Consider the following 19,962-nt stretch of genomic DNA (forward strand, 5'->3'; position numbering starts at 1 on the left):
ATCTCCTAACGTAATTGGATAGAGGAGGAGAGCTGTTTGTCCGCGTTCTCTAATTGTTGAACAGATTCTCGTACGGTCTGGTTGTTTTCGGTAAGAATCTGTTTGTAGGCATTTCCGACCTCTGTTAGCATGTGATTTAACTCATTTAATCGGTTTACGACGTCTAGCGTATTTCCTTCTCCGGTGTTCTTTGGTAGCTCTGCGTTAAAGGCGCTTAAGCTTTTCTCAATGCGACTGATCGATTGTTCAACTTCACTGAACGTTACTAGCAATTCGTTACTCAATTTGCATTTCTCCTTTCCCTCGCTTCTTCTTCTAAACGATGTGTTTCCTGGGTTATGTTTAATTCCAATGCTTGTATTTCACGACGAAGATAATCTGCTTTATTTTCCATTGTCGTAAGTGCGAAGTTTAACTGATTGATCGATAAATCTTGATAAGCCATCTTCATATCTTCGCGTATATTTTGGAACGAGTTCGCTAATTCCCCGGCCCATGTAGCGGGGGAGAGCTCAGGTTGATCGACAAGCTGTTTATTTTGGAGAAATTCACTCTGTAACCCATCTAGCTTCGTTAAACTAGCTTGAAGGCGGATGAGCTGAGCTCGTTTTTCCGCTACTTTAGTTTGTAAATAAGATAAATAGGACATTTGCGCTATCCCCTTTGTATGGTTGATAAGAAAAATCATACTCAAGCAGTAGTATATGGTACCAAATGGAAGGATTCTGGTAAATAGGTTGTTCTACCTGTTCGTGAGACTGACGTACGGGGTACTTGTACCTATACCCGTTTCCTGATTTTTAGTAACCATATTTTTGTAAAAATGGTAATAGTGTTAATCGGTGGTTTTTTATAGCTTCATAGAGTTTACGTAGCCTTCACTAACAGGTTTAATTATGAAAAGGAGTTAGATGTTAAATGGTTAGGGTGTTCGTTTATCGGGAAAGTACGGAGTAGACTCTGTTAAAGAATGTTCATACTTTTGCCATAACAAAAACGAGATTGGCGCTGTTATACTTAGGATAGAAGTCATGAATCAGTTCACCTAGAAAAGGAAAGAAGGAAAAATGATGAGCACAGAATCTGAATCTAAACTATTGTTTTCATTGAGCATTGTGCAGTTTATCCTATCTGCGTTAATACTTTTACTTCCGATTATGTATCTGATTACTCCTGAAGAGGAGAATTTACTACTATACGGTATTATGGGATTTGGCGTAATTAATTTACTTGCTGGTATTTCGAAACGTATCAAAGGGGAACACCGTTCTGGTATGTTTTACTCCATCGCGGGAGTTGTGCTGTTTGCGATTGGTGTAAGCATGTTGATGTTTTAATAGATTCTTATAGTAGACAGACCTATTCTCATGTGAGAGTAGGTCTGTTTTTGTATGGAGTAGGGAGAACGTTTGGCTGCATCTCTTAATTAAGCGTAGGTGATTCGACATGAAGTTACATAAAGCGGGTGGTGACAGGCACTCGTGGGTCTTATCTACCAAAAAAAGTATTTGAATATTTCGGAATATTATCTATAATCAAGGTGAAGGGTGGAAATATTTACAAGGATATAAAAGGGCGATTTGAAGGCATGTAGTTTATGCTTTTGAGGAGGTGATGAAGAAAGTGAATGGATACATAAAAGCCCCAGAATGTTTTGTCTTGGTGGACACATTCTGGGGCAGTTGTTGGCTTGCAAACCAACATTGATTTTAGTATACCCTGTATTAAAGCAGAGGGGAACCGTAATGGTGAATGCGAATGAATCTTATACCCGATTTAAAGGGACGGAAGGGAAAAGTAGGCATGGTCAATAACGAAGTAGAAATCTTAAATGACTATGAAATTAGTAAAACGACCAGGGCGATTGTAGTGGCGAAAGAGGTTGGGTTTAGTTCGAGAATTTATGATCGATGCGGTATCTATTTATCAACAACAAATCCAGTAGATTTAATAAGGCAGGCTTGTCTCGAAGCAGGGGTTACGTATGAAGGGCGAAGAAAGGCGGTTATCTATCATTTGAAGTACGAACAGCAGACGCCCATCATCGTTTCCAATTGGAATGCGATTTCGGTTTTTCCAACAGAGTCACCTGAAAGCATCGATTGTTGCTGGGTATTTTACCAGCATGTTAGAGACGTGTATGCGATCACGAAGAGTACTACGATGATTTTGTTTCAGGATGGTTTTGAGCTACTGGTTCCTGTCTCAAAGGGCAGACTACAAAAGCAAATGGAGCGAATGGGGCGCTGGATTAGTCATTATTCGAATAATCCTGTTTATTGTTGAGAGCGTTGGAGGGGTCAGGCACGTGCCTTACCCCTTATTTCTGTTAAACTATAGAATAATAGGATTTAATTGGAAGGTTGAGAATGCATGGGCAATCCAAAAATATCTGATAAAGAGATGTTAGCCTATTTAAGATTTAGAACTCCAGAAGAAAATCAGGTTGGGATTTTTTTCTTGGTTTTAATTATCATTGATTTCTTAGGATTTTTCCCTTACATGATCGGTCCGTTTTCAAGACCGTTCTTAATAGCTGCGCTAGTCCCAGCTATCGTTCTTAACCTGTGGATGATCGTCTATGTAGTCGCGCCTTATAAACTAGAAAAAGCATATTATCTTTTGGTAGGAGTTTTTTCGATTGTTAGTGCTTATTTGTATTGGTTAGGGAGCGAAAAGATCATTTATATCAATCTAGGCGTTGAGGGATACGCTGCTTTTATTGTTGGGTTGTTTATTCTGATTCTTCTCATCACGTTCTTCTATTTCTATACACGTTATCAAAGTCGTAAAGGGAAATATACGCGTAGCAAACAGAATCGGCAGCATCGAAGTGGATTTGGCATTTTGGTGACGATAGTGTTTATATTAGGCTCATCTCAGTTGGGGAATATCATAAACACTACGAAAGTGATGGATTTGTACGTTATTTTAGGGATGCTTTGTTTGCTGTCGTTCTTTATGTTAATTATGATCGGAAGTCTTCATCAATATCGCTTTATTCATAACCACCTACCAACCGTTCGAAAGCTTTATCCTGACTTTGGTAAAAGGAAGAAAGATAGAAAAGTATATCATCACTACAGTCTAGCCGTTATAAAAGAAGATGAATTAACAGAAGAAGAGATGAAAACGATGACGGATGAATTAGGTGAATTTATTTCTTTTCTTCCAGTGAAAAAGGTAGCAGTAGATGGTTTTGATCAGGAGGGTTTGCTTGATGTGTTTCCCGGAGGAGGTTGTGGTCCTTTATGGATCGCGGTGATGAGAGTTAATCAGGAACACCTTGATGAGGATATAAAGAAAATGGTGAGAACGAAGCGTTGGAAGTATTTCTTCAAAGGTATTCCTGAGGAAGAGTATGAAAAAGTGGAGGATGTCGTTCACTTTGACCCGAAAGAGGCAGTCCTTCAATCAGGGGATCTATCAGAAGTGAGAGCTTTTCTGCAGAAAAAAATGAGATAGAAGTACGTACCAACCCCATTACCAATTACTTGAAGGAATGAAACAAGTAAAACGAGAAGTAGTTAGTGTGATAGACCATGGTGTTGGAGGTGGAGGTAGATGGAAGATACAGCGTTCTGGATTATGATCGGCGGTGGTTTACTGTCCCTCATTGCCTGGGGATGGTATTATGCGTCTCTTGGAAAACGAATTGCGAAGGAAGAAGAAAAGGCAGGACGAGATCTCACGTATGAAATCAATCCGTATACGGGCAGTTCGCACGGTGTTGATTCGAAAAAGAAGCAGGATCGTAAATAAGGTGATACTCTGCTAAGTGCTTGGAGCTATGCTAATGAAGAATGAACGTAACTCTGCTAAGATGTTTTATCTAGCTATTGGGATCATAGGGCTAGTCTTGATTGCGGTGGTATTTTTACGTATGCAAATAATGTTTGATAATCAACCTGGAGCTTTTGGTTTGATGATAAGCTTTTTCTTAATCCTCACCTATATTGAATTCCTGGAAAAGAAGGCGGGGTTAAGTAGGAAATACAGGTGGACGAGAGCGATGGGATCGATGGTGTTATTGACTTGTCTCACCATCTATATTTACCTGTAATAGACGGAGGGAGTGAAAAGCTGCGTTGAAGCGCAGCTTTTTTTCTGTCGATTATTTTCATGTGGAAAGGGTGAACGGGGAGTGGATTTGAAGCTCATATTGGAACAATTGGATGTGAACGATAGGCAAGTAGATCTTGATCACCTTATTAATAATATGCTTCAGCAAATCGGTAGTACAGATCCTGTTTTAAGAGACGATCTCATTTATTCGACGTTTAGCAAACTGGTTATGATGGATTTCTTAAATAAAGAACAATTGACTCATCTATTGAACGTTTGTCTTGATCAAGAACATCTTTTTTATCAAATTGGAGAGCGAGAGACAGACTCGGTTTTCACACGTTCTTTTTCGGTTCTGGTAGTTGCACTTGTAGTCGAAAAAGATCGCTCCAGTCGTTTCCTGAAGAAAGAACAAATCGAAGCTTCGATAGAAGGAATTATACGTTATTTACAAGAAGAGCAGGATACGCGCGGGTTTGTAGCATCAAAGGGATGGGCGCATAGTATCGCTCACGGAGCTGATGCTCTTGCGGAATTAATCAGACATCCGTTTTTTGATAGGGAGAAAACGGTTGAGTGTCTTGATGCGATTCAAGAGTGCCTTTTCAAAGAAGGTACATATGTGGACGATGAGGACGAACGGCTTTTGTTTGCGATCGAAGCACTTTTGGAGAAGGGAATGAAGGAGGAGCGGCTGAGTAATTGGGTGACGTCACTTAGTGACAATCTTGAATCCCTTTTTGAAGTGGAAAGGTATAGTGTGGCATTCTTTCATAAGAAGGGGAACGTCTTAAGTTTCCTGAAAAGCTGTTATTTTAGGCTGTTGATCAGGGATACGTGTTCTGATGCGAGGAGTGTAATTGAAGACGTCGTGGAGAAATGGACGAGGAAGATTTATTTAGGAGATTGAGCGTGGTACATAAGAAGCGGTGTTACAACGATCTAAGCATTATGGAATAAACCCTTAGAAAGGAGTAGTCTCAGTACCAAAATTATTACCAGGAAAGCTAGTCTTGTTTGTACTAGGAGTATTTGTTGTTCAGATCATAGTTTTTGTATGAATCAACACTTGGGAGGTAAAAGAATGATGGGAATCGGATTAACTATAGTCATGTTTATTGTCAGTCTGTTTATTCTATATGTCGTAATCGAATCAGCCGTTAGAAGAGGGATTAATAGTTCCGTTATTGGTAAGTATGTCGAGGAAAAGCATGGAATGAAAGAAGAGCATAAACCTTCTTTTTTAGATCATGATCTGGATAGTGATGAGTGAGAGTTCGTTCAGAAAGTAGAAGTAAGCAAAACAATAGCACAAAGGAAAAAGGAGGTGTTTCTCTCGATGAGAAACACCTCCTTTCTACTTAATGCTTAAATTTCAATAATCTGAGTGCATTTAAGATAACGATTAAGGCTGCGCCGGTATCGCTTAATACAGCAATCCAAAGTGTGAGCCAGCCAGGGAAGATGAGGGCAAGCGCGATCACTTTAATAATGATCGAGAACCAGATGTTTTGTTTAATAATTCTTAATGCTTTTTGGCTTAACTTCATTGTATGTGGAAGTTGATCAAGGTTATCAGCCATAAGAATAATATCGGCTGTCTCCATCGCTGTGTCAGTTCCAGCGCCACCCATCGCAATCCCTAGGTCGGCAGTTGCGAGTGCAGGAGCGTCATTGATACCATCTCCAACCATAGCTACCTTGTACCCTTCTTGTTGTAGCTTCTTAATGGCGTCTACTTTATCTTCAGGAAATAGCTCCGCAAAATAACGATTCACAATTGCTTCTGAAGCAATTGTTTTGGCCGTTCCTTCATTATCTCCTGTTAGCATGACCGTTTGTTTGATGCCGTTTTGTTGTAATGCGTGTAAAGCCACGGCAGATGTATTTCGGATTGTATCAGAGACGGCAATCGTCCCAAGAATTCCTTGGTGTGTTCCGATAATGACGACGGTTTTACCGTTACGCTGCATTTCTTGCACATCTTTTTCTATATCTGTTAAAGGAACAGATAGTTCATCGAATAATTTTGGATTCCCAGCGTAATAGATCGTGCCATTGATTGTGGCTTGAACGCCTTTTCCGACGATCGTTCGAAACAACTCACCATGCTGTGGTTGTATGCCTTTATTGTTTGCATAGTTTACAATCGATTTTGCAATCGGGTGAGTGGAATGATTTTCTAATGTTAAGGCAATGGATAGTAATTCTTGTTCTGATCCGTTTGACGCCTTAATGTCAGATACTTTCGGTTTACCTTCTGTTAATGTTCCTGTTTTATCAAATGCAACAGCGGTGATCGCACCTGCTTTTTCTAAAAACGTACCGCCTTTAATTAACACGCCGTTCTTAGCAGCATTTCCAATTGCTGACACGATCGCAACAGGTGTTGAAATAACGAGTGCACATGGACAAGCGATAACGAGTAATTCAAGCCCTCGATAAAACCATTCTCCCCATGTTCCAATGCTGAGTAATGGTGGTAAAACCATTACGACTAAGGCGAGCACGAACACGATCGGTGTATAAATTGCTGCGAATTTATCGATGAAGGCTTCTGTTGGCGCTTTCTGTTCCTGTGCTTCTTCAACGAGATGAATAATTTTGGCGATCGTCGTATCGTCAGCTAACTTCGTAACTTTAATCTCAAGAGAGCCGTGTTCATTAATGGATCCAGCATAGACGGTATCGCCGATTCCTTTATCAACAGGAATTGATTCACCTGTAATCGGAGCCTGATTTACGCTCGATTCTCCTTGAATGATTTTCCCGTCCAATGGTAGTTTATCACCTGGTTTAACGACGATAGTTTCACCAACAGTAATACGCTCTACAGGTTTCTTCACCATTTCTGAACCAGCTTTAACCCAAGCTTCTGGAGGAGCTAGATCCATCAAGTTACGAATCGAATTTCTCGTTTGTTCAATGGATTTTGTTTGCAGGTAGTTTCCGATAGCAAACAGCCAAACCACGACAGCCCCTTCAAGCCATTCTCCGATTAACGCAGCGCCAATCGCAGCGGCAGACATGAGAACGTTCATGTCGAGTGAGCGACTTTTGATTGCATAGAAGGCACTTCTAACTGGTTTAATTCCACTGATCACAATCGCAATGGCGTATAAAATGATTGAGACGATTGAAGGGATGATCGTAAAGGAACTTATGAACCCTAGCGCTATTAAACTACCAGAAACGATCACTGAAGCATTTTCATTTTTCTTCTTAGGCTGTGTTGGTTTTTTAGTATCTGGAACCGCTTTGAATCCAATTTTGGAAACTTCTTTCATAATGCTTTCCTCATGAGTAGAAGCGTCAATCTTCATTTTCCCCGTGGAAAAATTAACGCTCACATCATTAACGGTTGGCAAGGTGTTAAGGTGATTTTCGATACTTTTGGCACAGCTGCCGCAGTCCATTCCTTCAATATGAAAAGTTCTATAATTCTTTTTCTGATTGATCAGTTCAACGGAATACCCGAGTTTTTTGATCTCTGCCTCAACCGGAGTAAAGGCATCTACAGAACTTGCGGCTACTTGCAGTTTTGCTGTACTGTAATTGACCTTTACCTCAGTTAAATTCTTTAATTTACTTAACGTTTTTTCAATGGTTTTCGCACAGGCAGGGCAATCCATTCCATGAACTTGATAAGTCTTTTTCTCATCAGAAGTTTCGGGGGAATGAGCGTCTGTTTTCTCTAGAGTCTGTTGTTCGCTACTGCAACAGCTTGTTTTTTCTGACTTGGTGTCTTCAGTTACATCAGTGTTACTACTGCAACACTGATCCGCTTCTTGCTTGTATTCATTTTGAAGAGCAGAACTGCAACAGCTTGTTTTTTCGATAGAAGAATCACTGCTACATTCGTTTTTTTCTTCATTTTTATTGTTACAACATTTATCTGCCAAAGAAAGTCCTCCTAATCAACGTGACGTTCACAGCAAGCTACATCATTTTCAACATCATCTAGTATGAGATCGAACATAGTGAGTAGATCTCGAATTTGTTGGTTTCTTAAACTGTAGTAGCAATACTTTCCTTCATTTCGACCTACTATAATCCCGCAACCTTTCAAACAAGCAAGATGCTGTGAAATGTTTGACTGGTTTCCATTTACTTCTTGAACAATCTCAGAAACGGTTTTTTCAACATCCTTTATGCTCTCAAGAATTTGAATTCGTGTTTTATTAGAAAACCCGTGAATAAGCTTTACTTTCATATCAATATCAACAATTTGCATATGTGCCCTCCTGACATATTAGTAAAAACGAATATGTATGTTCTCTATCATATTAGCAATCTCTAATATGTGTGTCAAACTAGTGTGAATTTTTTCGAAGTTAGACAGTGAAGGTGCAATAGGTGATGTCTATATGAAATAAGAGATTGAGATATTTGTATGATTTTGGAATAATTAAAAATGGAAGTCATTGCGAGGTAAAATGACATTTCATAAAAAGATGATAGTGTGAAGGAGTCATATGACCGATGAGGTTGCTTACATCAAAAAAGGTGGCAGAGTTTGAACTTATTCAACAGGCTTTAATCAATGAAGGCTTACCAAAGTTATCAGATGACGCAAGAATCAAGAGGTTAGGAGAAGGTGCCTGGCACTGTGCGTATTTGATTGAGCGGGAGGGGCTTGTTCTTCGCATACCGAAGAAAATAGCTTACGAGCGAGAGGTGATTTTCAATCGTAAGGAGTTAATAGCGGAGTATGCTGCGACAAAAGCTTTTTACGCGCACGCCAATAAAGCAAAGAACGACATTTGCCCTAACTATTTTAAGTACAGCGTTAATGAAGAATTAACGTACACGCTTGAAACTTATGTAGGAAAATCAATTGATCTTAGCACCCAGACGATAGAAGATTCGAAAAGATATGGAAGAGAGCTAGGAGAGTTCTACCTTGCTCTTGAATCATTCACTCCACCATTTAATGGAATCGGATATTTGCATCTTGACGAAAAAGAAGAATTAACAGGCGCGTATGATCTAACTGTAAGTGAATTTCTACTTGAAGAAACAGAAGAATATTGCGAGGAGTTACATACGCTGATCGCAAGTCCCTATCAATTTGATAAAGAGAAAGTAAAGGAAAACGGGGGAGCGTTTATTTCTAATCGCTCGATTGATCGCGAATCTATTATTCTCACAAATCAAGATGCTTCACCAGAGAATCTCATTTTCACGAAAAGTGGAGTTAAAGTGATTGATCCTTATCCTCTTCTAGCTACTGGAACGTCACTTGCAGCTAATTATGTTTTCAACTATGAGACGTTATTTCCTACGTTTTATAACACAGAAAGGTATCGGAAAGGGAATTACCATCAACATGTTTCAAAGCTAATTGCGAATGCAGAAGGGTTTAGGGAAGGGTATATCAGTAACTTGGACCAGAAGCATGAAGCCCTACATGTTGAGGTGTTTTTAAAACTTCTGACAATGACGCATGATCATCTTCTTTTGCTGCAGAAAGAATCTCTCACTCGTGAAGAAGTGATTCGTTATGGGACGAAGAGGCAAGTGGAGGAACGATTCTTGCTTTATTTGAAGGAGCTTGAGAAATATCCTTACTTATAGGTGAGTTAATCAAAAGAGGTCAGACGATTCATTAGATGAATCGTCTGACCTTTTTGATTGAATGGTTATTTCGATTTCTCTTCGTTCTCATCCATGTTCCATGAATATCCCGATTTTCCCATATAGTAGAGAAAACCAGCAGACGATAGGATCGTTAGAATCGCCATGATAAGTCCGATAAAGAGCCCTCCTTTGAATAATGGTCCTTAATTTCTTTGTGCAATAATCGAGTTTGCGATTTCTACCATATCTTCCTTCGTGAATGGAGATTCTTCCCCTGATGGCGTGAATCCAGTCACTTTGTATAGAGCATTTTCGTTTTTACTTAGCCACGTAATCGTTAAGAGGTGACCCTCTTCAGCTTCGGTGTATGCGCCACTTACATCTTGATCAAGTTCCTCGTTCGTTTCCCCAATAGAGGCATCGATTCCCTTTTGATCCTTGATCATAACGTTTAGGCGTTTATCATCTTCTCCATAATAAAAATCCATTCCATATGGCTCTAATTCCGTTTCGGCTACAGCTTCCACATCATTTACTTCTAATGGGATTTTCTCCATATTAGGTACGGTAATTTCGCTTCTAGAATCTTCAGGAAGTTTCTCCACTTCAGTCTTAACCTCAGGGTAATTCTCTTGAAGGGAGTCTAGATGATTTTCAGTAGACCCTTCTTCCTGTCCACCGCAGGCTGCGAGGATAAGTATTAATCCGAATAGAACTGATGCTAATTTCAATTTCATATGTATCCCTCCTATTCTGTACTACGAAATACGCTGGGAAAAGTTTCAGATTAATGCCATTTGTTAGGTTTAATGGTATTAAATTGGGATTTTTATAAATAGAAGAAAAGATCTCTTCACTACAAAAACCTCGCTCATCTTTTCATGATAGCGAGGTTTTTTAGTACACATTAGTCTCTTATTCTTTTAAGCCAATAAACGCTCATAAATAACTTCTTTCGTCTCTAAGTCGATAGCGTCTACTTTAATTTTCACTACCTGGTTATCATCATTCTTCTTAGCACCCCAAAGACGTATGTAGTTGTTACTATTATGATCCAGGAAATTCACCTGAACAGTTCTAACATCCCCGATTTCTACTTGTTTGTCCTCAATCCAACACTCTTGAAATACCATTGTTTCTTTCGGTTGGCTTAATAGGTAGTCATGCATGAACTTCTCAAACTCAGGAAAATTCATCTTTTGATCCTCAATACAAACCTTGTTAAATTCATCGCGATCCGTAATATGGTAATTTGCTTTTGATTCGTTATTCATTGTAATTCCTCCTCGTAAACACGGTTGATAGATAGTTATTTCCCCGAAAAAGATCTAGGTAAAACATCGAGAAAAAGGAAAGCTTCTGATCGGTTGGGAAGAGAAGATTACATCCGGGTTTGCGAATGTCAACCAGCGAAGCATATGTACAGTTGTGTTCATTAGTCGGTTAGAATAATATGAATTTTTCTGTGGCGGAAAAGGAGGTTCATCAATCTACTTATGCAACGGCGGTATCCTATGGAGATAAAGTTATTGGCATGGCTCGTATCGTTGGTGATGGAGTGATGTATTTTTATATTCAGGATTTCGTCGTTCACCCTCTGCATCAGGGAATGGGAGTAGGGAAACTGTTAATGAACCAGCTTTTCTACTATTTGAAGGAATATGCTCCTACGCAAGCCTTCATCGGTCTTTTTGCAACAGAGGAGGGAAGTCACTTATATAAGCAGTTTGGCTTTGAACAACCGGGTGATATGAATGGAATGTTTCGCTTAACCCCTATTGAATCATAATGCGTCTGGAAGATGGCGGTGTCTTAGTTAAGAGGATATCGTCACTTTTTTATGGTAATATTTGAAACTATTTGGGATCTTCACACGTAAATAAACAAAAGGGAGGAATGGAAATGACAGCATTTATTGTAATATTACTCGTTATTGCATTTATCGCATCTGGCTTTTCAAAATCGTCGTCGACGCGACGTTCTCCAGGTGGAACGGATCATTCAAGCTATTATAGTGGTGGCCATCAAAGCTCCGGCTGCGATAGTTTCGGTGGAGATGGCGGAGGCTGTGGCGGTGGCGAGTAATGCGGAAGAATAGTTGTTGAGGTGAGAGAATGTTGAAAGGAATCAAACGTATATTGGCGCTCATAACGCTAGCTTTAGCGGTAGCTGCTTTCGTGAAGGGTAGTGTTGCAATGCTTGCCCCTATGCTCCTTTCTCTGGGTCTTTTTATGGCTGTTTTAGGGATTGAAGAGCGTGGAGAAAGGCGAAGAAAGAAAGCTGGAGTGATTTTTTTCATGTCTGCTCTGATTATTCTGACTTCTGTTTATATTCTTTAATGATTTGCGAAAAGGTCATTTCAAAAGGAGGGATTGCCATGAGTTCTCATTTTCGTGTAAAGCCTAGTAAAGTTAGTTCCATGATCGGAATGATTGCTGGCTTTCTTTTTGTAATTATCGGTATTGCATTTGTTTCGCAAATAGGCGCATTCGGTATTGTTTGGACTGTGTTTGCGATCTTTATCACGGGATACCATGCCCTGAATGTTTTTAGTAAAAATGGTGTTTCAACGTATCAAGCTGATGTTGATCGTGACGATGATAAGGGTGCGTCTTCCGATCAAGACTACGAGTCGAAAATACGTCAGCTTCATCGTTTGAAGGAAGATCACATCATTACGGACGAAGAGTACCAAAAAAAGAAAGCAGAACTCTTGAATCGTAAGTGGTAGAATAAGAGTAGCGAATTAAATACATAAGAGACATGAAGGTTGCTTGCCATGTTGAAAGGAGCACCATGTGAAGACAGAGATCATAAAGTTAACGAAACCAACTGCTCAATTTGTTGAAGTGCTGAATCGATGGGAAAATGATCGAGAATTGATTCCGCTGATTCGCCCGAATAAAAGCAGGGAGGAATTAGAGCGGCGCGAGACGATCACTCTTGAGGGAGTAAGGGAGCGTCTTACGTATCAGCAAATATTCCAGATCTTTGTGAATCATGAGATGATCGGAGAAATGAATTACATGGTGGATCCTCCTCACCTTTTCAAGCAAGAACCAGGAACGGCGTGGATTGGCATTACGATTGGCGAACCTGAAGGAAGAGGAAAGGGGATTGGCTATGCAGCGATCCAACATTTAGAAGAGCAAATTTACCAGCAGGGTTTTAATCGGATTGAATTAGGCGTGTTCGAATTCAATACGAACGCGCAAAAGCTCTATCGAAAGCTTGGGTACGAAGAGATTGGTAGATTAGAAGATTTCACTTACTGGCAAGGGAAAATGTGGTCAGATATTCGAATGGAAAAATATTTGTAAGAAAGCGCCGATCCAACCGTGATCGGCGCTTTTATGATTCGCTGTGGCGGGGGCCAGGTACGTACCTGACCCCGTCCTGCTTATAATATAACCACACCAATGATGATAAACGCTATAGAAAGAAATTTTCTTCTTGTGGCTTTTTCGTTGAATAAAATGAGGCCGGCAATGGTTGTGCCGGCGATAGAACCGCCGGACCAGATCGCGTAGGCCAGGCCAATTTCAATGGATTGCACAGAAAGAGTGAGAAAGTAGATGCATAGCCCGAATAAAACAAATGAGGATATGCCTGGAATTTTGCGTGTGAATCCAGCTGATAGCTTCACGGTAATACTACCTATTATGGAAAAGGCGAGAGCTAAAATTAAAAAAATCATATCGTTTCCTCTCCTTTTTCTCTATAGCGAGACTTTGTATTTAAGCCAACGATGCCAAACACAATGAGGAAAATAGCGAGAAATTTTGAGAGTGACGTAGACTCTTGAAAGAGGACGATCCCAGCCACGGCAATGATCACCGTACCGCCCCCAGACCAAAGTGCGTTAATGATGCCCAATTCGTGATCTTTCGTTAGAAAAATATAAAAAAGGAGCGCGATAGCATAACTTAAGATCACGACTAAGCTTGGTCCCCACTGGGTAAATCCATTACTGTATTTCATGAATGTCGCCCCGATTACTTCAAATGCAATAGCGATACTAAGCCAAGTATAAACGCTTTTCATTGTTATCCCATCCCCCAGTTCTTGATCATATTCTTTCTCTAGAATAACGTGTGATCGAGGAGAGTGGGTAATATCAATAAATGATGGTTCGATAACTTCAGGTTATAATATAGGGGAGAATCATATGAAAGAGGAGAGTGTTAATCTTGCTACCCAAGTTAACATACTTTATTAAAATTGCTGACGAGAGAAGTTTCACTCGCGCAGCAAAAGCTTTATTTGTTTCACAGCCGGCTCTTAGTAAGCAGATGAAGAACCTTGAAGAGGAGCTTGGTTTTACTCTTTTTAATCGATCAGTGAAAGGAGTAGAGCTGACTACTAAAGGTCAAGCTTTTTACGAAGATATTAAACCGCTGTTTACGCAGATTAATCAGACGGTCGATCGCTATAAGAAATTTGATCAGATACGATTTGGCTCGACGCCGATTTTAAGTACTTACTTTTTGCCTGGATATTATGAGCAGCTTCAGTATTCGAATGTTCACGTTACAGCTATTCGAGAAGATAGTTTGGATTTGGTTCCTCAGTTAACTTCCCATGAAATTGATGCCGCAATCGTTCAGAATACTCCAGTGATTGAAGGGATGTATTCTACATTTCTATTTTCTGAACCTTTTGTTGCGGCTGTACCTGCTTCTCTTTCATTAGCGAAAAAGAAAGAGGTGACCTTAGTAGAATGTTTTCGGTATACGCAAATAATCCCTCCTACCGGATATCTTTCTGAGCGGGTAAGAGGGATATTGAATGACCATTTATTTGAGGGAGACGTATTAGAAACGCACTATCTCGGTATGGGTGGACTTGTTGCGCTTGGAATCGGCATCGCTTATCTTCCGAAAATGATGGCTGATTCGATCGAACAAAAAGGCGTTGTTTTTCTTCCGATAAAAGGAGAGCCATTAGGTAGAGAAATGTATCTTCATACGAACAGTCATGCTCTTCTTTCTCTATTATCAGCATCTTTCGATCATCGTTAACGTTCGATCGGCAATGAAATGGTGACAACGGTTCCTTCGCCAACAGAGCTATCAAATTCAATGGTCCCCTTGTGTTCGTGAATGATTTTATAACAGACGACTAGTCCAAGCCCGGTACCAGTATCTTTATTCGAGAAGAACGGCTCACCAAGTCGTTCTAATCGTTCTTTCGGGATACCTACGCCTTTATCAGCAATTTTAATAAAGAGGTGCGTGTCTGTATTGCACGTCTTGATGGAGAGTAATCCGCCATCTGGCATCGATTCAATACCGTTTTTGATAATGTTCATGAGAACCTGAGTGATTTGGTTTTTCTCGCAGTTCATTATGAGCGATGGTGTGTGGAAATCTGTCTCGACGTCGACTTTGTTTAATAAAAGCTCTGGCTCCATGAGTGAGACGACGTTACGGGTCAGCGTCATAATATCGGTTTGTTGGTACGTAACGGCCTGGGGTCGCGCGAGTGATAAGAATTCATTAATAATCGATTCGATCCGGTCCATTTCAGATAACATCAGCTGCAATATATCACTATGGATCCGATCTTTGTATAGCTGAATAAATCCTTTTACAGAAGTTAATGGATTCCGAACTTCATGAGCGACCGCTGCTGCAAGCTGTCCGATTGCGGAGAGCTTTTCTGAACGAAGGAGAAGCTCTTCGGTTCTCTTACGATCGCGTATATCTCTTGTTATGGCAGACATCGCCGTAATGTTTCCCTCGTGATCTTTGATTGGTGAGTAGGTAATGCTTACATCAATTAGCGTTCCGTCTTTTGTCTTCCTTACTGTATCGAAATCAACGACACCGTCACCATCAATAACGGCTTTCATGATCCGATTGGCTTCATCTTTATTGTCATTTGGGTAGATGTCAAACAGATGATTAATCATGTCATCATCCGTATAGCCGTAAAGTCGCTGGAAGGCTGGGTTTACTTTAATAACTTCTTTATCCAAGTTACTAACCGAAATAGCATCGGCATTATTTGTGAAAATAGAGGCAATGAGCTCCTGTGTTTCAACAAGTTCCTTTTCCACTTCTCTACGTGCTGAAATGTCTCTTCCTATGGCAATTAAATATTTCCGATCTCCATCAGCGTTATATGTTGGAGCTTTAATAATTTCGAATGTACCTATCTCTCCACTAGCAAGTTCAAGCTCGTATTCATATTCCACCTTTGTTTCTTGTTCCCACGCGATTCGATCGGTTTTTGCATTGTTTCTAAGAAGATGTTGAGCATCGATGTTACTACAGTACAACTCCTCACACGTTTTTCCTTTGTATTTTCCTTCTTCAATTCCAAATATTAATTTCGCATACGCATTCATTTCAAGAATACTGCCGTGTTTATCTTTGAAAATAATGAATTCAGGTATGGAGTCAATGAGCGAGCGTAATTGTGCTGCTTGATCAATTGTGTCGAGCTGAGCATTTTTGAATTCAGTAATATCTTTTACGATTTTATAAGCTCCGCGGAAGTGTCCATTCGTATGAATAGGAATAGTTTTAATGAGTAGGTGAACCTTATTGCGATAAATGTCATACGCCTCAATTTCGTAAGAGCGCTGATCGCCGTATAAGGCTAATTCGAAATGCCTGCTAATTTTGGAAATCGCTTCCTCGTTTACCACATGCTGAGGTGTTTTGATCAGGTCTTCCAATGAATAGCCAAGCATTCTGTGAAGGGCTTGATTGATTAGGGTTAGCTTTAAGTGTTGATCAACAAAAGCAATCCCATCAGGGTTTTCATCAATTAATGAGTGAAACCGCTGTTCGAGCTCTTCGGTAGGAATGTTTTCATTGTTATCTGAAGGTTCACGGGTAACTTCCTTGTAGAGAGCCTCTTTATCCTCAACAATAACGAGTGTCACATGGTTCGAATCTATTGGAGAGAAACGAATCGCTTCCTTCGTAAAAGGGAGGGGGAGTTCGATGAATACTCCCGGCTCCATTGTAAAAGCTCGATCGAGATGGGCTTGGATTTGATTCTGTTCGATCGATAGAATGCTTTCCAAGCATTGTATTGATCCTGCTTTTTGATAGGATGAGAATCTTGAAATAGCATACTCATTAACATGGACGATCCCCCCGTTCCGATCAAGAACAACGAGGGGAAGAGGAATGGCATCGTAATGGGCGTAATAGGCAGCAGTATTCATAAATGTAACCCTCCAGATCTCGTAAACTATTTTACTATTATAACAAATGAAAAGAGGAGGGGGGTCAGGTACGTACCTGCCCCCCTCCTCTTTATTAAAATATTATCAGATTCACATTGCTGTTTATCACATAACACTGTATGATACATAGTATATATAGTGTACGACACACAGTAAGGAAGTTGGTGAGGGTGTGACGTTATTAAATTCATTTATAACGGAGCTCAGAAGAGGCACGTTAACGCTCGCGGTTCTAAGTCAATTAAGAACTCCTCAATATGGTTATTCTCTCGTTCAGTCGCTTGAGAAATCAGGAATATCCATTGAACAGAGCACGCTGTACCCACTGCTTCGGAGGTTAGAGAAGCAGGAGCTGGTGACGAGCAGTTGGGATACAACGGAAAGCAGACCGCGTAAGTATTATGTATTAAGTAAGTATGGAAGAGAAATTTTCGAACAGCTGAAAGTAGAGTGGGAGAAAACGTCGAGCGAATTAGCTACCTTATTGAAGGGGGAGGACGAACGTGAATCTGATTGAGGTTTACATTGGTGAAGTGACGAGACGACTTCCTGAATCCAATCGGGAGGACATTGCGCTTGAATTAAGATCAACAATTGGGGATATGTTGCCGGACGATCCTTCAGAAGAAGACGTGAAGAGCGCCCTTAATGAACTTGGGAGCCCGGTACAAATGGCAAACGGATTTCGGGATTGGCCTATGCACCTCATTGGTCCTCAATATTTTGAGCTTTACATGAAGATTATCAAGATGGTGCTACCTATTTCGCTCGTTGTCACATTTATCACATTTATGACGATTAATGTGATCGACTACAATGGCACTGGGTCGCTTGGAGACGTCTTTTTTAATCTGATGGGTGATGCTATTGGAGGCCTATGGAATACCGCAATCCAAACGTTGTTTTGGATTACCCTCATTTTTGTGATTTTGGAACGGACCGATATAAATATAAACCGAGCGCTAAAGGGATGGTCAGCGGATGAATTAGAGAAAGTAACCTCTGTGCCCAAAAAGAAGAAAGTTTCGAAATCGGAGCTATTCGCCGATCTTCTCTTTGCGGCAGTTTGGGCAACCCTTTATTTTAACGCAGACAACTTACTTGGCATCATTCGAAACGGTAAGGTGGATGTGCCTTTCTTTAATAATGATGTGCTTTTATCTTACTGGCCATTTGTAATTCTGACTCTTCTAACGGCGGTGCTGCTTGCTTTATATAAAGTGATTGTTGGTTATTGGACGAAGCGTTTAGCAGTTGCTAATGCTGTTCATCAAGTCTTTACGACGACAGTGATCGTGATCATGTTATTAAATGATCAGCTGATTCATCCAGATTTAACGAACTTATTGTCTCTATCAGAAACGAATCAAAACATGATTCTTGCAGCGATTGGGTTATTCTTTATATTGAGTGCCGTCATGGATATTGTAAAAGGATTTTGGAAAGCGAAGTTGTAAGTTTAGTGCTTTTTTTTCGTGGATTATTTAAAAATAGTGCTAGAAATGCAAGTGATTAATTAACTGAAAAAAATAAATTTTAATAGAATCGCAGAAATTGCGATTCTATTTTTCATGATGTAAACCCTTTATTATCAAGGGTTTATAGGATTTTTCTATCAAATAGAACCGTCTGTTTCATAATTAACAGAAAAAATTTTTAAACGTTTCCATTGATTTATGAAATAATAATTCCTATAATGAAGAAAGTTGGAAGGGTTTTCAATGGTATTAATGTAAACCCTTTATTTTAGAAGAGGTGGGAGTTATCATGGAAATCTACTTATTAGCAATAACACTCATATCAATTGCAATCGTAATTGTAGGAGTTTCTGTATTTCAGTGGCATGCTTTCATTGGTTTAACTGTAGCGGCTTTATTCCTGGCGGTCATGTCGGGGATGGAATGGGTCGATATTATAGGTTCATATGAAGCAGGTGTTGGTGGCGTACTTGGTCACTTAGTTGGTATTCTGGCACTTGGTACGATTCTAGGAAAACTGCTTTCTGAATCCGGTGCAGGGTTGCAGATTGCGAATTTCTTTATTCGCGTCTTTGGAGAGAAAAAGTTGCCATGGGCGATGTTCTTCTCAGGATTTATTATCGGAATTCCAGTATTCTTTGAAGTTGGTATTTTAATTCTATTACCACTCGTTATTTCAATTCAAAAGGCAACGAAGAAAAACATTTTATTGATTGCGCTACCAGCTGTAGCAGGTTTGTCGATTGTGCACGGATTGATTCCGCCGCATCCGGGTGCCGTTGCTGCGATTGGTATTTATGAAGCGGATCTTGGTAAAGTTCTATTGTATTCACTAGTTATAGCGCTACCAGCTGGTATTCTTGGTGGTCCGGTATTTGCCAAATGGATTAACAAGCGCGTAGTTCCTGTAGGTGAGCCTGATTTGATCAAAGTGGAAGATCAGCAGGATCCATCTAAACTACCTGGTACAGGCATTTCATTTACAACAATCATTATGCCAGTGTTTTTACTTGTTCTAGGTACGTTCGCTCCGTTCCTACCGTTACCAGGAAGTGCGGAAGGGATTTTAGAATTTATCGGTAGCCCACTTGTGGCACTGTTATTATCTTGTTTCTTTGCATTCTATTTCCTTGGCTTCCGTCAGGGATTAGACAAAAAACAAATTAAAAAATACGTAGAAGAATGTATTCTACCTGTTGGATCAATCATCTTGATCATCGGTGCAGGTGGTGGCTTTAAACAGATTTTGATCGATAGCGGAATTGGAACGATTATCGGGAATCTTTCTCAAGATCTTTCGTTATCACCGCTCGTTCTTGCCTTTATGATTGCAGGTCTTATTCGAATTGCTACAGGTTCCGCAACTGTTGCTTTAACAACAGCGGCTGGAATTGTGTCACCGATCATCGCAACGATGTCAGGTGTGAATCTAGAACTGCTCGTTATTGTAACAGGTGCAGGTTCACTTATGTTCTCGCATGTTAACGACGCTGGTTTCTGGATGGTTAAAGAATATCTAGGCTTAACCGTTAAAGAAACGTTTAAAACGTGGACTGTGCTGGAAACCGTGCTTTCCTTTGCAGCATTTGGCGGAGCATTAATTTTGAACATGTTTGTATAAAAGCGAGAGGGGGT

At 40.1% G+C, this 19,962-nt stretch carries 26 protein-coding genes; 17 read left to right on the forward strand and 9 right to left on the reverse strand.

Features of this window, described 5'->3' with window-relative positions:
- Positions 1–5: 5 nt before the first annotated feature.
- Entirely contained in the window at positions 6–284 is a 279-nt protein-coding gene (locus IQ283_RS14675) for a DUF5344 family protein (RefSeq protein ID WP_194220875.1), read from the reverse strand.
- Positions 281–649: a YwqH-like family protein gene (locus IQ283_RS14680; RefSeq protein ID WP_194220876.1), complete on the reverse strand. Its 369-nt coding sequence runs from the start codon at positions 647–649 to the stop codon at positions 281–283. The genes IQ283_RS14675 and IQ283_RS14680 overlap by 4 nt, the downstream gene beginning before the upstream one ends.
- 421 nt (positions 650–1,070) lie before the next feature.
- Between IQ283_RS14680 and IQ283_RS14685 the strand changes: the two genes are divergently transcribed.
- From IQ283_RS14685 to IQ283_RS14715, 7 genes are all read left to right on the forward strand, one after another.
- Positions 1,071–1,337, forward strand: a complete 267-nt coding sequence (locus IQ283_RS14685; protein WP_194220877.1) for a hypothetical protein — start codon at positions 1,071–1,073, stop codon at positions 1,335–1,337.
- 421 nt (positions 1,338–1,758) lie between these two features.
- Positions 1,759–2,286, forward strand: coding sequence for a competence protein ComK (locus tag IQ283_RS14690; RefSeq protein ID WP_194220878.1), 528 nt, complete (start codon positions 1,759–1,761; stop codon positions 2,284–2,286).
- A gap of 87 nt (positions 2,287–2,373) precedes the next feature.
- A complete protein-coding gene (locus IQ283_RS14695) occupies positions 2,374–3,465 on the forward strand; it encodes a hypothetical protein (protein ID WP_194220879.1) in 1,092 nt (363 codons plus the stop codon).
- 99 nt (positions 3,466–3,564) lie between these two features.
- Complete coding sequence (locus IQ283_RS14700; RefSeq protein ID WP_194220880.1) at positions 3,565–3,762, forward strand: hypothetical protein; 198 nt, start codon at positions 3,565–3,567, stop codon at positions 3,760–3,762.
- Positions 3,763–3,796: 34 nt separating this feature from the next.
- Complete coding sequence (locus tag IQ283_RS14705; protein WP_194220881.1) at positions 3,797–4,063, forward strand: hypothetical protein; 267 nt, start codon at positions 3,797–3,799, stop codon at positions 4,061–4,063.
- 81 nt (positions 4,064–4,144) lie between these two features.
- Positions 4,145–4,975, forward strand: coding sequence for a DUF2785 domain-containing protein (locus IQ283_RS14710; RefSeq protein ID WP_206759472.1), 831 nt, complete (start codon positions 4,145–4,147; stop codon positions 4,973–4,975).
- A gap of 174 nt (positions 4,976–5,149) precedes the next feature.
- Positions 5,150–5,338 (forward strand): hypothetical protein, encoded by a 189-nt coding sequence (locus IQ283_RS14715; protein WP_242057355.1) that lies wholly within the window; start codon positions 5,150–5,152, stop codon positions 5,336–5,338.
- 88 nt (positions 5,339–5,426) lie between these two features.
- Here IQ283_RS14715 and IQ283_RS14720 read toward each other — a convergent pair whose 3' ends face one another.
- Both IQ283_RS14720 and IQ283_RS14725 read right to left on the reverse strand, forming a co-directional pair.
- Complete coding sequence (locus IQ283_RS14720; protein WP_408962618.1) at positions 5,427–7,904, reverse strand: heavy metal translocating P-type ATPase; 2,478 nt, start codon at positions 7,902–7,904, stop codon at positions 5,427–5,429.
- 74 nt (positions 7,905–7,978) lie between these two features.
- Positions 7,979–8,299, reverse strand: coding sequence for an ArsR/SmtB family transcription factor (locus IQ283_RS14725; RefSeq protein ID WP_194220884.1), 321 nt, complete (start codon positions 8,297–8,299; stop codon positions 7,979–7,981).
- 248 nt (positions 8,300–8,547) lie between these two features.
- Here IQ283_RS14725 and IQ283_RS14730 point away from each other — a divergent pair, with 248 nt between their 5' ends.
- Positions 8,548–9,642 carry a hypothetical protein gene (locus tag IQ283_RS14730; protein WP_194220885.1) on the forward strand — a complete coding sequence of 365 codons (1,095 nt, stop codon included), beginning with the start codon at positions 8,548–8,550 and terminating at the stop codon, positions 9,640–9,642.
- Between the two features lie 206 nt (positions 9,643–9,848).
- Here the strand turns inward: IQ283_RS14730 and IQ283_RS14735 are convergent, their stop codons facing one another.
- Together IQ283_RS14735 and IQ283_RS14740 are read right to left on the reverse strand one after the other, a co-directional pair.
- On the reverse strand, positions 9,849–10,382 hold the full coding sequence (locus IQ283_RS14735; RefSeq protein WP_194220886.1) for a hypothetical protein: 534 nt from the start codon (positions 10,380–10,382) through the stop codon (positions 9,849–9,851).
- Between the two features lie 186 nt (positions 10,383–10,568).
- Entirely contained in the window at positions 10,569–10,919 is a 351-nt protein-coding gene (locus IQ283_RS14740) for a hypothetical protein (RefSeq protein ID WP_194220887.1), read from the reverse strand.
- A gap of 179 nt (positions 10,920–11,098) precedes the next feature.
- Here IQ283_RS14740 and IQ283_RS14745 point away from each other — a divergent pair, with 179 nt between their 5' ends.
- The 5 genes from IQ283_RS14745 to IQ283_RS14765 all read left to right on the forward strand — a co-directional run bounded on the left by IQ283_RS14745 (position 11,099) and on the right by IQ283_RS14765 (position 12,965).
- Positions 11,099–11,434 (forward strand): GNAT family N-acetyltransferase, encoded by a 336-nt coding sequence (locus IQ283_RS14745; protein ID WP_242057356.1) that lies wholly within the window; start codon positions 11,099–11,101, stop codon positions 11,432–11,434.
- Between the two features lie 113 nt (positions 11,435–11,547).
- Positions 11,548–11,730 (forward strand): hypothetical protein, encoded by a 183-nt coding sequence (locus IQ283_RS14750; RefSeq protein ID WP_194220888.1) that lies wholly within the window; start codon positions 11,548–11,550, stop codon positions 11,728–11,730.
- Positions 11,731–11,762: 32 nt separating this feature from the next.
- Positions 11,763–11,984 (forward strand): hypothetical protein, encoded by a 222-nt coding sequence (locus IQ283_RS14755; RefSeq protein ID WP_206759473.1) that lies wholly within the window; start codon positions 11,763–11,765, stop codon positions 11,982–11,984.
- A gap of 38 nt (positions 11,985–12,022) precedes the next feature.
- On the forward strand, positions 12,023–12,376 hold the full coding sequence (locus IQ283_RS14760; RefSeq protein ID WP_194220890.1) for an SHOCT domain-containing protein: 354 nt from the start codon (positions 12,023–12,025) through the stop codon (positions 12,374–12,376).
- A 67-nt stretch (positions 12,377–12,443) separates the two neighbouring features.
- The gene (locus IQ283_RS14765) at positions 12,444–12,965 is read left to right on the forward strand and encodes a GNAT family N-acetyltransferase (RefSeq protein WP_194220891.1); all 522 of its coding nucleotides are present in this window, start codon (positions 12,444–12,446) and stop codon (positions 12,963–12,965) included.
- A gap of 80 nt (positions 12,966–13,045) precedes the next feature.
- Here IQ283_RS14765 and IQ283_RS14770 read toward each other — a convergent pair whose 3' ends face one another.
- The gene (locus IQ283_RS14770; protein WP_194220892.1) at positions 13,046–13,342 is read right to left on the reverse strand and encodes a DMT family transporter; all 297 of its coding nucleotides are present in this window, start codon (positions 13,340–13,342) and stop codon (positions 13,046–13,048) included.
- Positions 13,339–13,689 (reverse strand): DMT family transporter, encoded by a 351-nt coding sequence (locus tag IQ283_RS14775; protein ID WP_194220893.1) that lies wholly within the window; start codon positions 13,687–13,689, stop codon positions 13,339–13,341. The genes IQ283_RS14770 and IQ283_RS14775 overlap by 4 nt, the downstream gene beginning before the upstream one ends.
- 146 nt (positions 13,690–13,835) lie before the next feature.
- On the opposite strand from IQ283_RS14775, the gene IQ283_RS14780 reads away from it, so the two are divergent.
- Entirely contained in the window at positions 13,836–14,666 is an 831-nt protein-coding gene (locus IQ283_RS14780) for a LysR family transcriptional regulator (RefSeq protein ID WP_194220894.1), read from the forward strand.
- On the opposite strand, the gene IQ283_RS14785 is transcribed toward IQ283_RS14780, so the two are convergent.
- Positions 14,663–16,828, reverse strand: coding sequence for a PAS domain-containing protein (locus IQ283_RS14785; RefSeq protein WP_194220895.1), 2,166 nt, complete (start codon positions 16,826–16,828; stop codon positions 14,663–14,665). The genes IQ283_RS14780 and IQ283_RS14785 overlap by 4 nt on opposite strands.
- A gap of 193 nt (positions 16,829–17,021) precedes the next feature.
- Here IQ283_RS14785 and IQ283_RS14790 point away from each other — a divergent pair, with 193 nt between their 5' ends.
- The 3 genes from IQ283_RS14790 (at position 17,022) to IQ283_RS14800 (ending at position 19,948) form a co-directional block, all read left to right on the forward strand.
- The gene (locus IQ283_RS14790; protein WP_194220896.1) at positions 17,022–17,366 is read left to right on the forward strand and encodes a PadR family transcriptional regulator; all 345 of its coding nucleotides are present in this window, start codon (positions 17,022–17,024) and stop codon (positions 17,364–17,366) included.
- Positions 17,353–18,306, forward strand: a complete 954-nt coding sequence (locus tag IQ283_RS14795) for an HAAS signaling domain-containing protein (RefSeq protein WP_194220897.1) — start codon at positions 17,353–17,355, stop codon at positions 18,304–18,306. The genes IQ283_RS14790 and IQ283_RS14795 overlap by 14 nt, the downstream gene beginning before the upstream one ends.
- A gap of 310 nt (positions 18,307–18,616) precedes the next feature.
- Entirely contained in the window at positions 18,617–19,948 is a 1,332-nt protein-coding gene (locus IQ283_RS14800) for a GntP family permease (protein WP_194220898.1), read from the forward strand.
- Positions 19,949–19,962 lie beyond the last annotated feature (14 nt).

The organism is Pseudalkalibacillus hwajinpoensis (genome assembly GCF_015234585.1).
In the GTDB taxonomy this organism is placed as follows: Bacteria; Bacillota; Bacilli; order Bacillales; family Guptibacillaceae; genus Guptibacillus; species Guptibacillus hwajinpoensis_B.

Excerpts from the sequence above, each read along its gene's own strand:
- IQ283_RS14740 (WP_194220887.1), bottom strand. The coding sequence starts at position 10,919 with ATGAATAACGAATCAAAAGCAAATTACCATATTACGGATCGCGATGAA.
- IQ283_RS14725 (WP_194220884.1), bottom strand. The coding sequence starts at position 8,299 with ATGCAAATTGTTGATATTGATATGAAAGTAAAGCTTATTCACGGGTTT.
- IQ283_RS14715 (WP_242057355.1), top strand. The coding sequence starts at position 5,150 with ATGATGGGAATCGGATTAACTATAGTCATGTTTATTGTCAGTCTGTTT.
- IQ283_RS14695 (WP_194220879.1), top strand. The coding sequence starts at position 2,374 with ATGGGCAATCCAAAAATATCTGATAAAGAGATGTTAGCCTATTTAAGA.
- IQ283_RS14735 (WP_194220886.1), bottom strand. The coding sequence starts at position 10,382 with ATGAAATTGAAATTAGCATCAGTTCTATTCGGATTAATACTTATCCTC.
- IQ283_RS14770 (WP_194220892.1), bottom strand. The coding sequence starts at position 13,342 with ATGATTTTTTTAATTTTAGCTCTCGCCTTTTCCATAATAGGTAGTATT.
- IQ283_RS14685 (WP_194220877.1), top strand. The coding sequence starts at position 1,071 with ATGAGCACAGAATCTGAATCTAAACTATTGTTTTCATTGAGCATTGTG.
- IQ283_RS14760 (WP_194220890.1), top strand. The coding sequence starts at position 12,023 with ATGAGTTCTCATTTTCGTGTAAAGCCTAGTAAAGTTAGTTCCATGATC.
- IQ283_RS14775 (WP_194220893.1), bottom strand. The coding sequence starts at position 13,689 with ATGAAAAGCGTTTATACTTGGCTTAGTATCGCTATTGCATTTGAAGTA.
- IQ283_RS14705 (WP_194220881.1), top strand. The coding sequence starts at position 3,797 with ATGAAGAATGAACGTAACTCTGCTAAGATGTTTTATCTAGCTATTGGG.
- IQ283_RS14750 (WP_194220888.1), top strand. The coding sequence starts at position 11,548 with ATGACAGCATTTATTGTAATATTACTCGTTATTGCATTTATCGCATCT.
- IQ283_RS14690 (WP_194220878.1), top strand. The coding sequence starts at position 1,759 with ATGAATCTTATACCCGATTTAAAGGGACGGAAGGGAAAAGTAGGCATG.
- IQ283_RS14700 (WP_194220880.1), top strand. The coding sequence starts at position 3,565 with ATGGAAGATACAGCGTTCTGGATTATGATCGGCGGTGGTTTACTGTCC.
- IQ283_RS14800 (WP_194220898.1), top strand. The coding sequence starts at position 18,617 with ATGGAAATCTACTTATTAGCAATAACACTCATATCAATTGCAATCGTA.
- IQ283_RS14730 (WP_194220885.1), top strand. The coding sequence starts at position 8,548 with ATGAGGTTGCTTACATCAAAAAAGGTGGCAGAGTTTGAACTTATTCAA.
- IQ283_RS14785 (WP_194220895.1), bottom strand. The coding sequence starts at position 16,828 with ATGAATACTGCTGCCTATTACGCCCATTACGATGCCATTCCTCTTCCC.
- IQ283_RS14680 (WP_194220876.1), bottom strand. The coding sequence starts at position 649 with ATGTCCTATTTATCTTATTTACAAACTAAAGTAGCGGAAAAACGAGCT.
- IQ283_RS14745 (WP_242057356.1), top strand. The coding sequence starts at position 11,099 with ATGAATTTTTCTGTGGCGGAAAAGGAGGTTCATCAATCTACTTATGCA.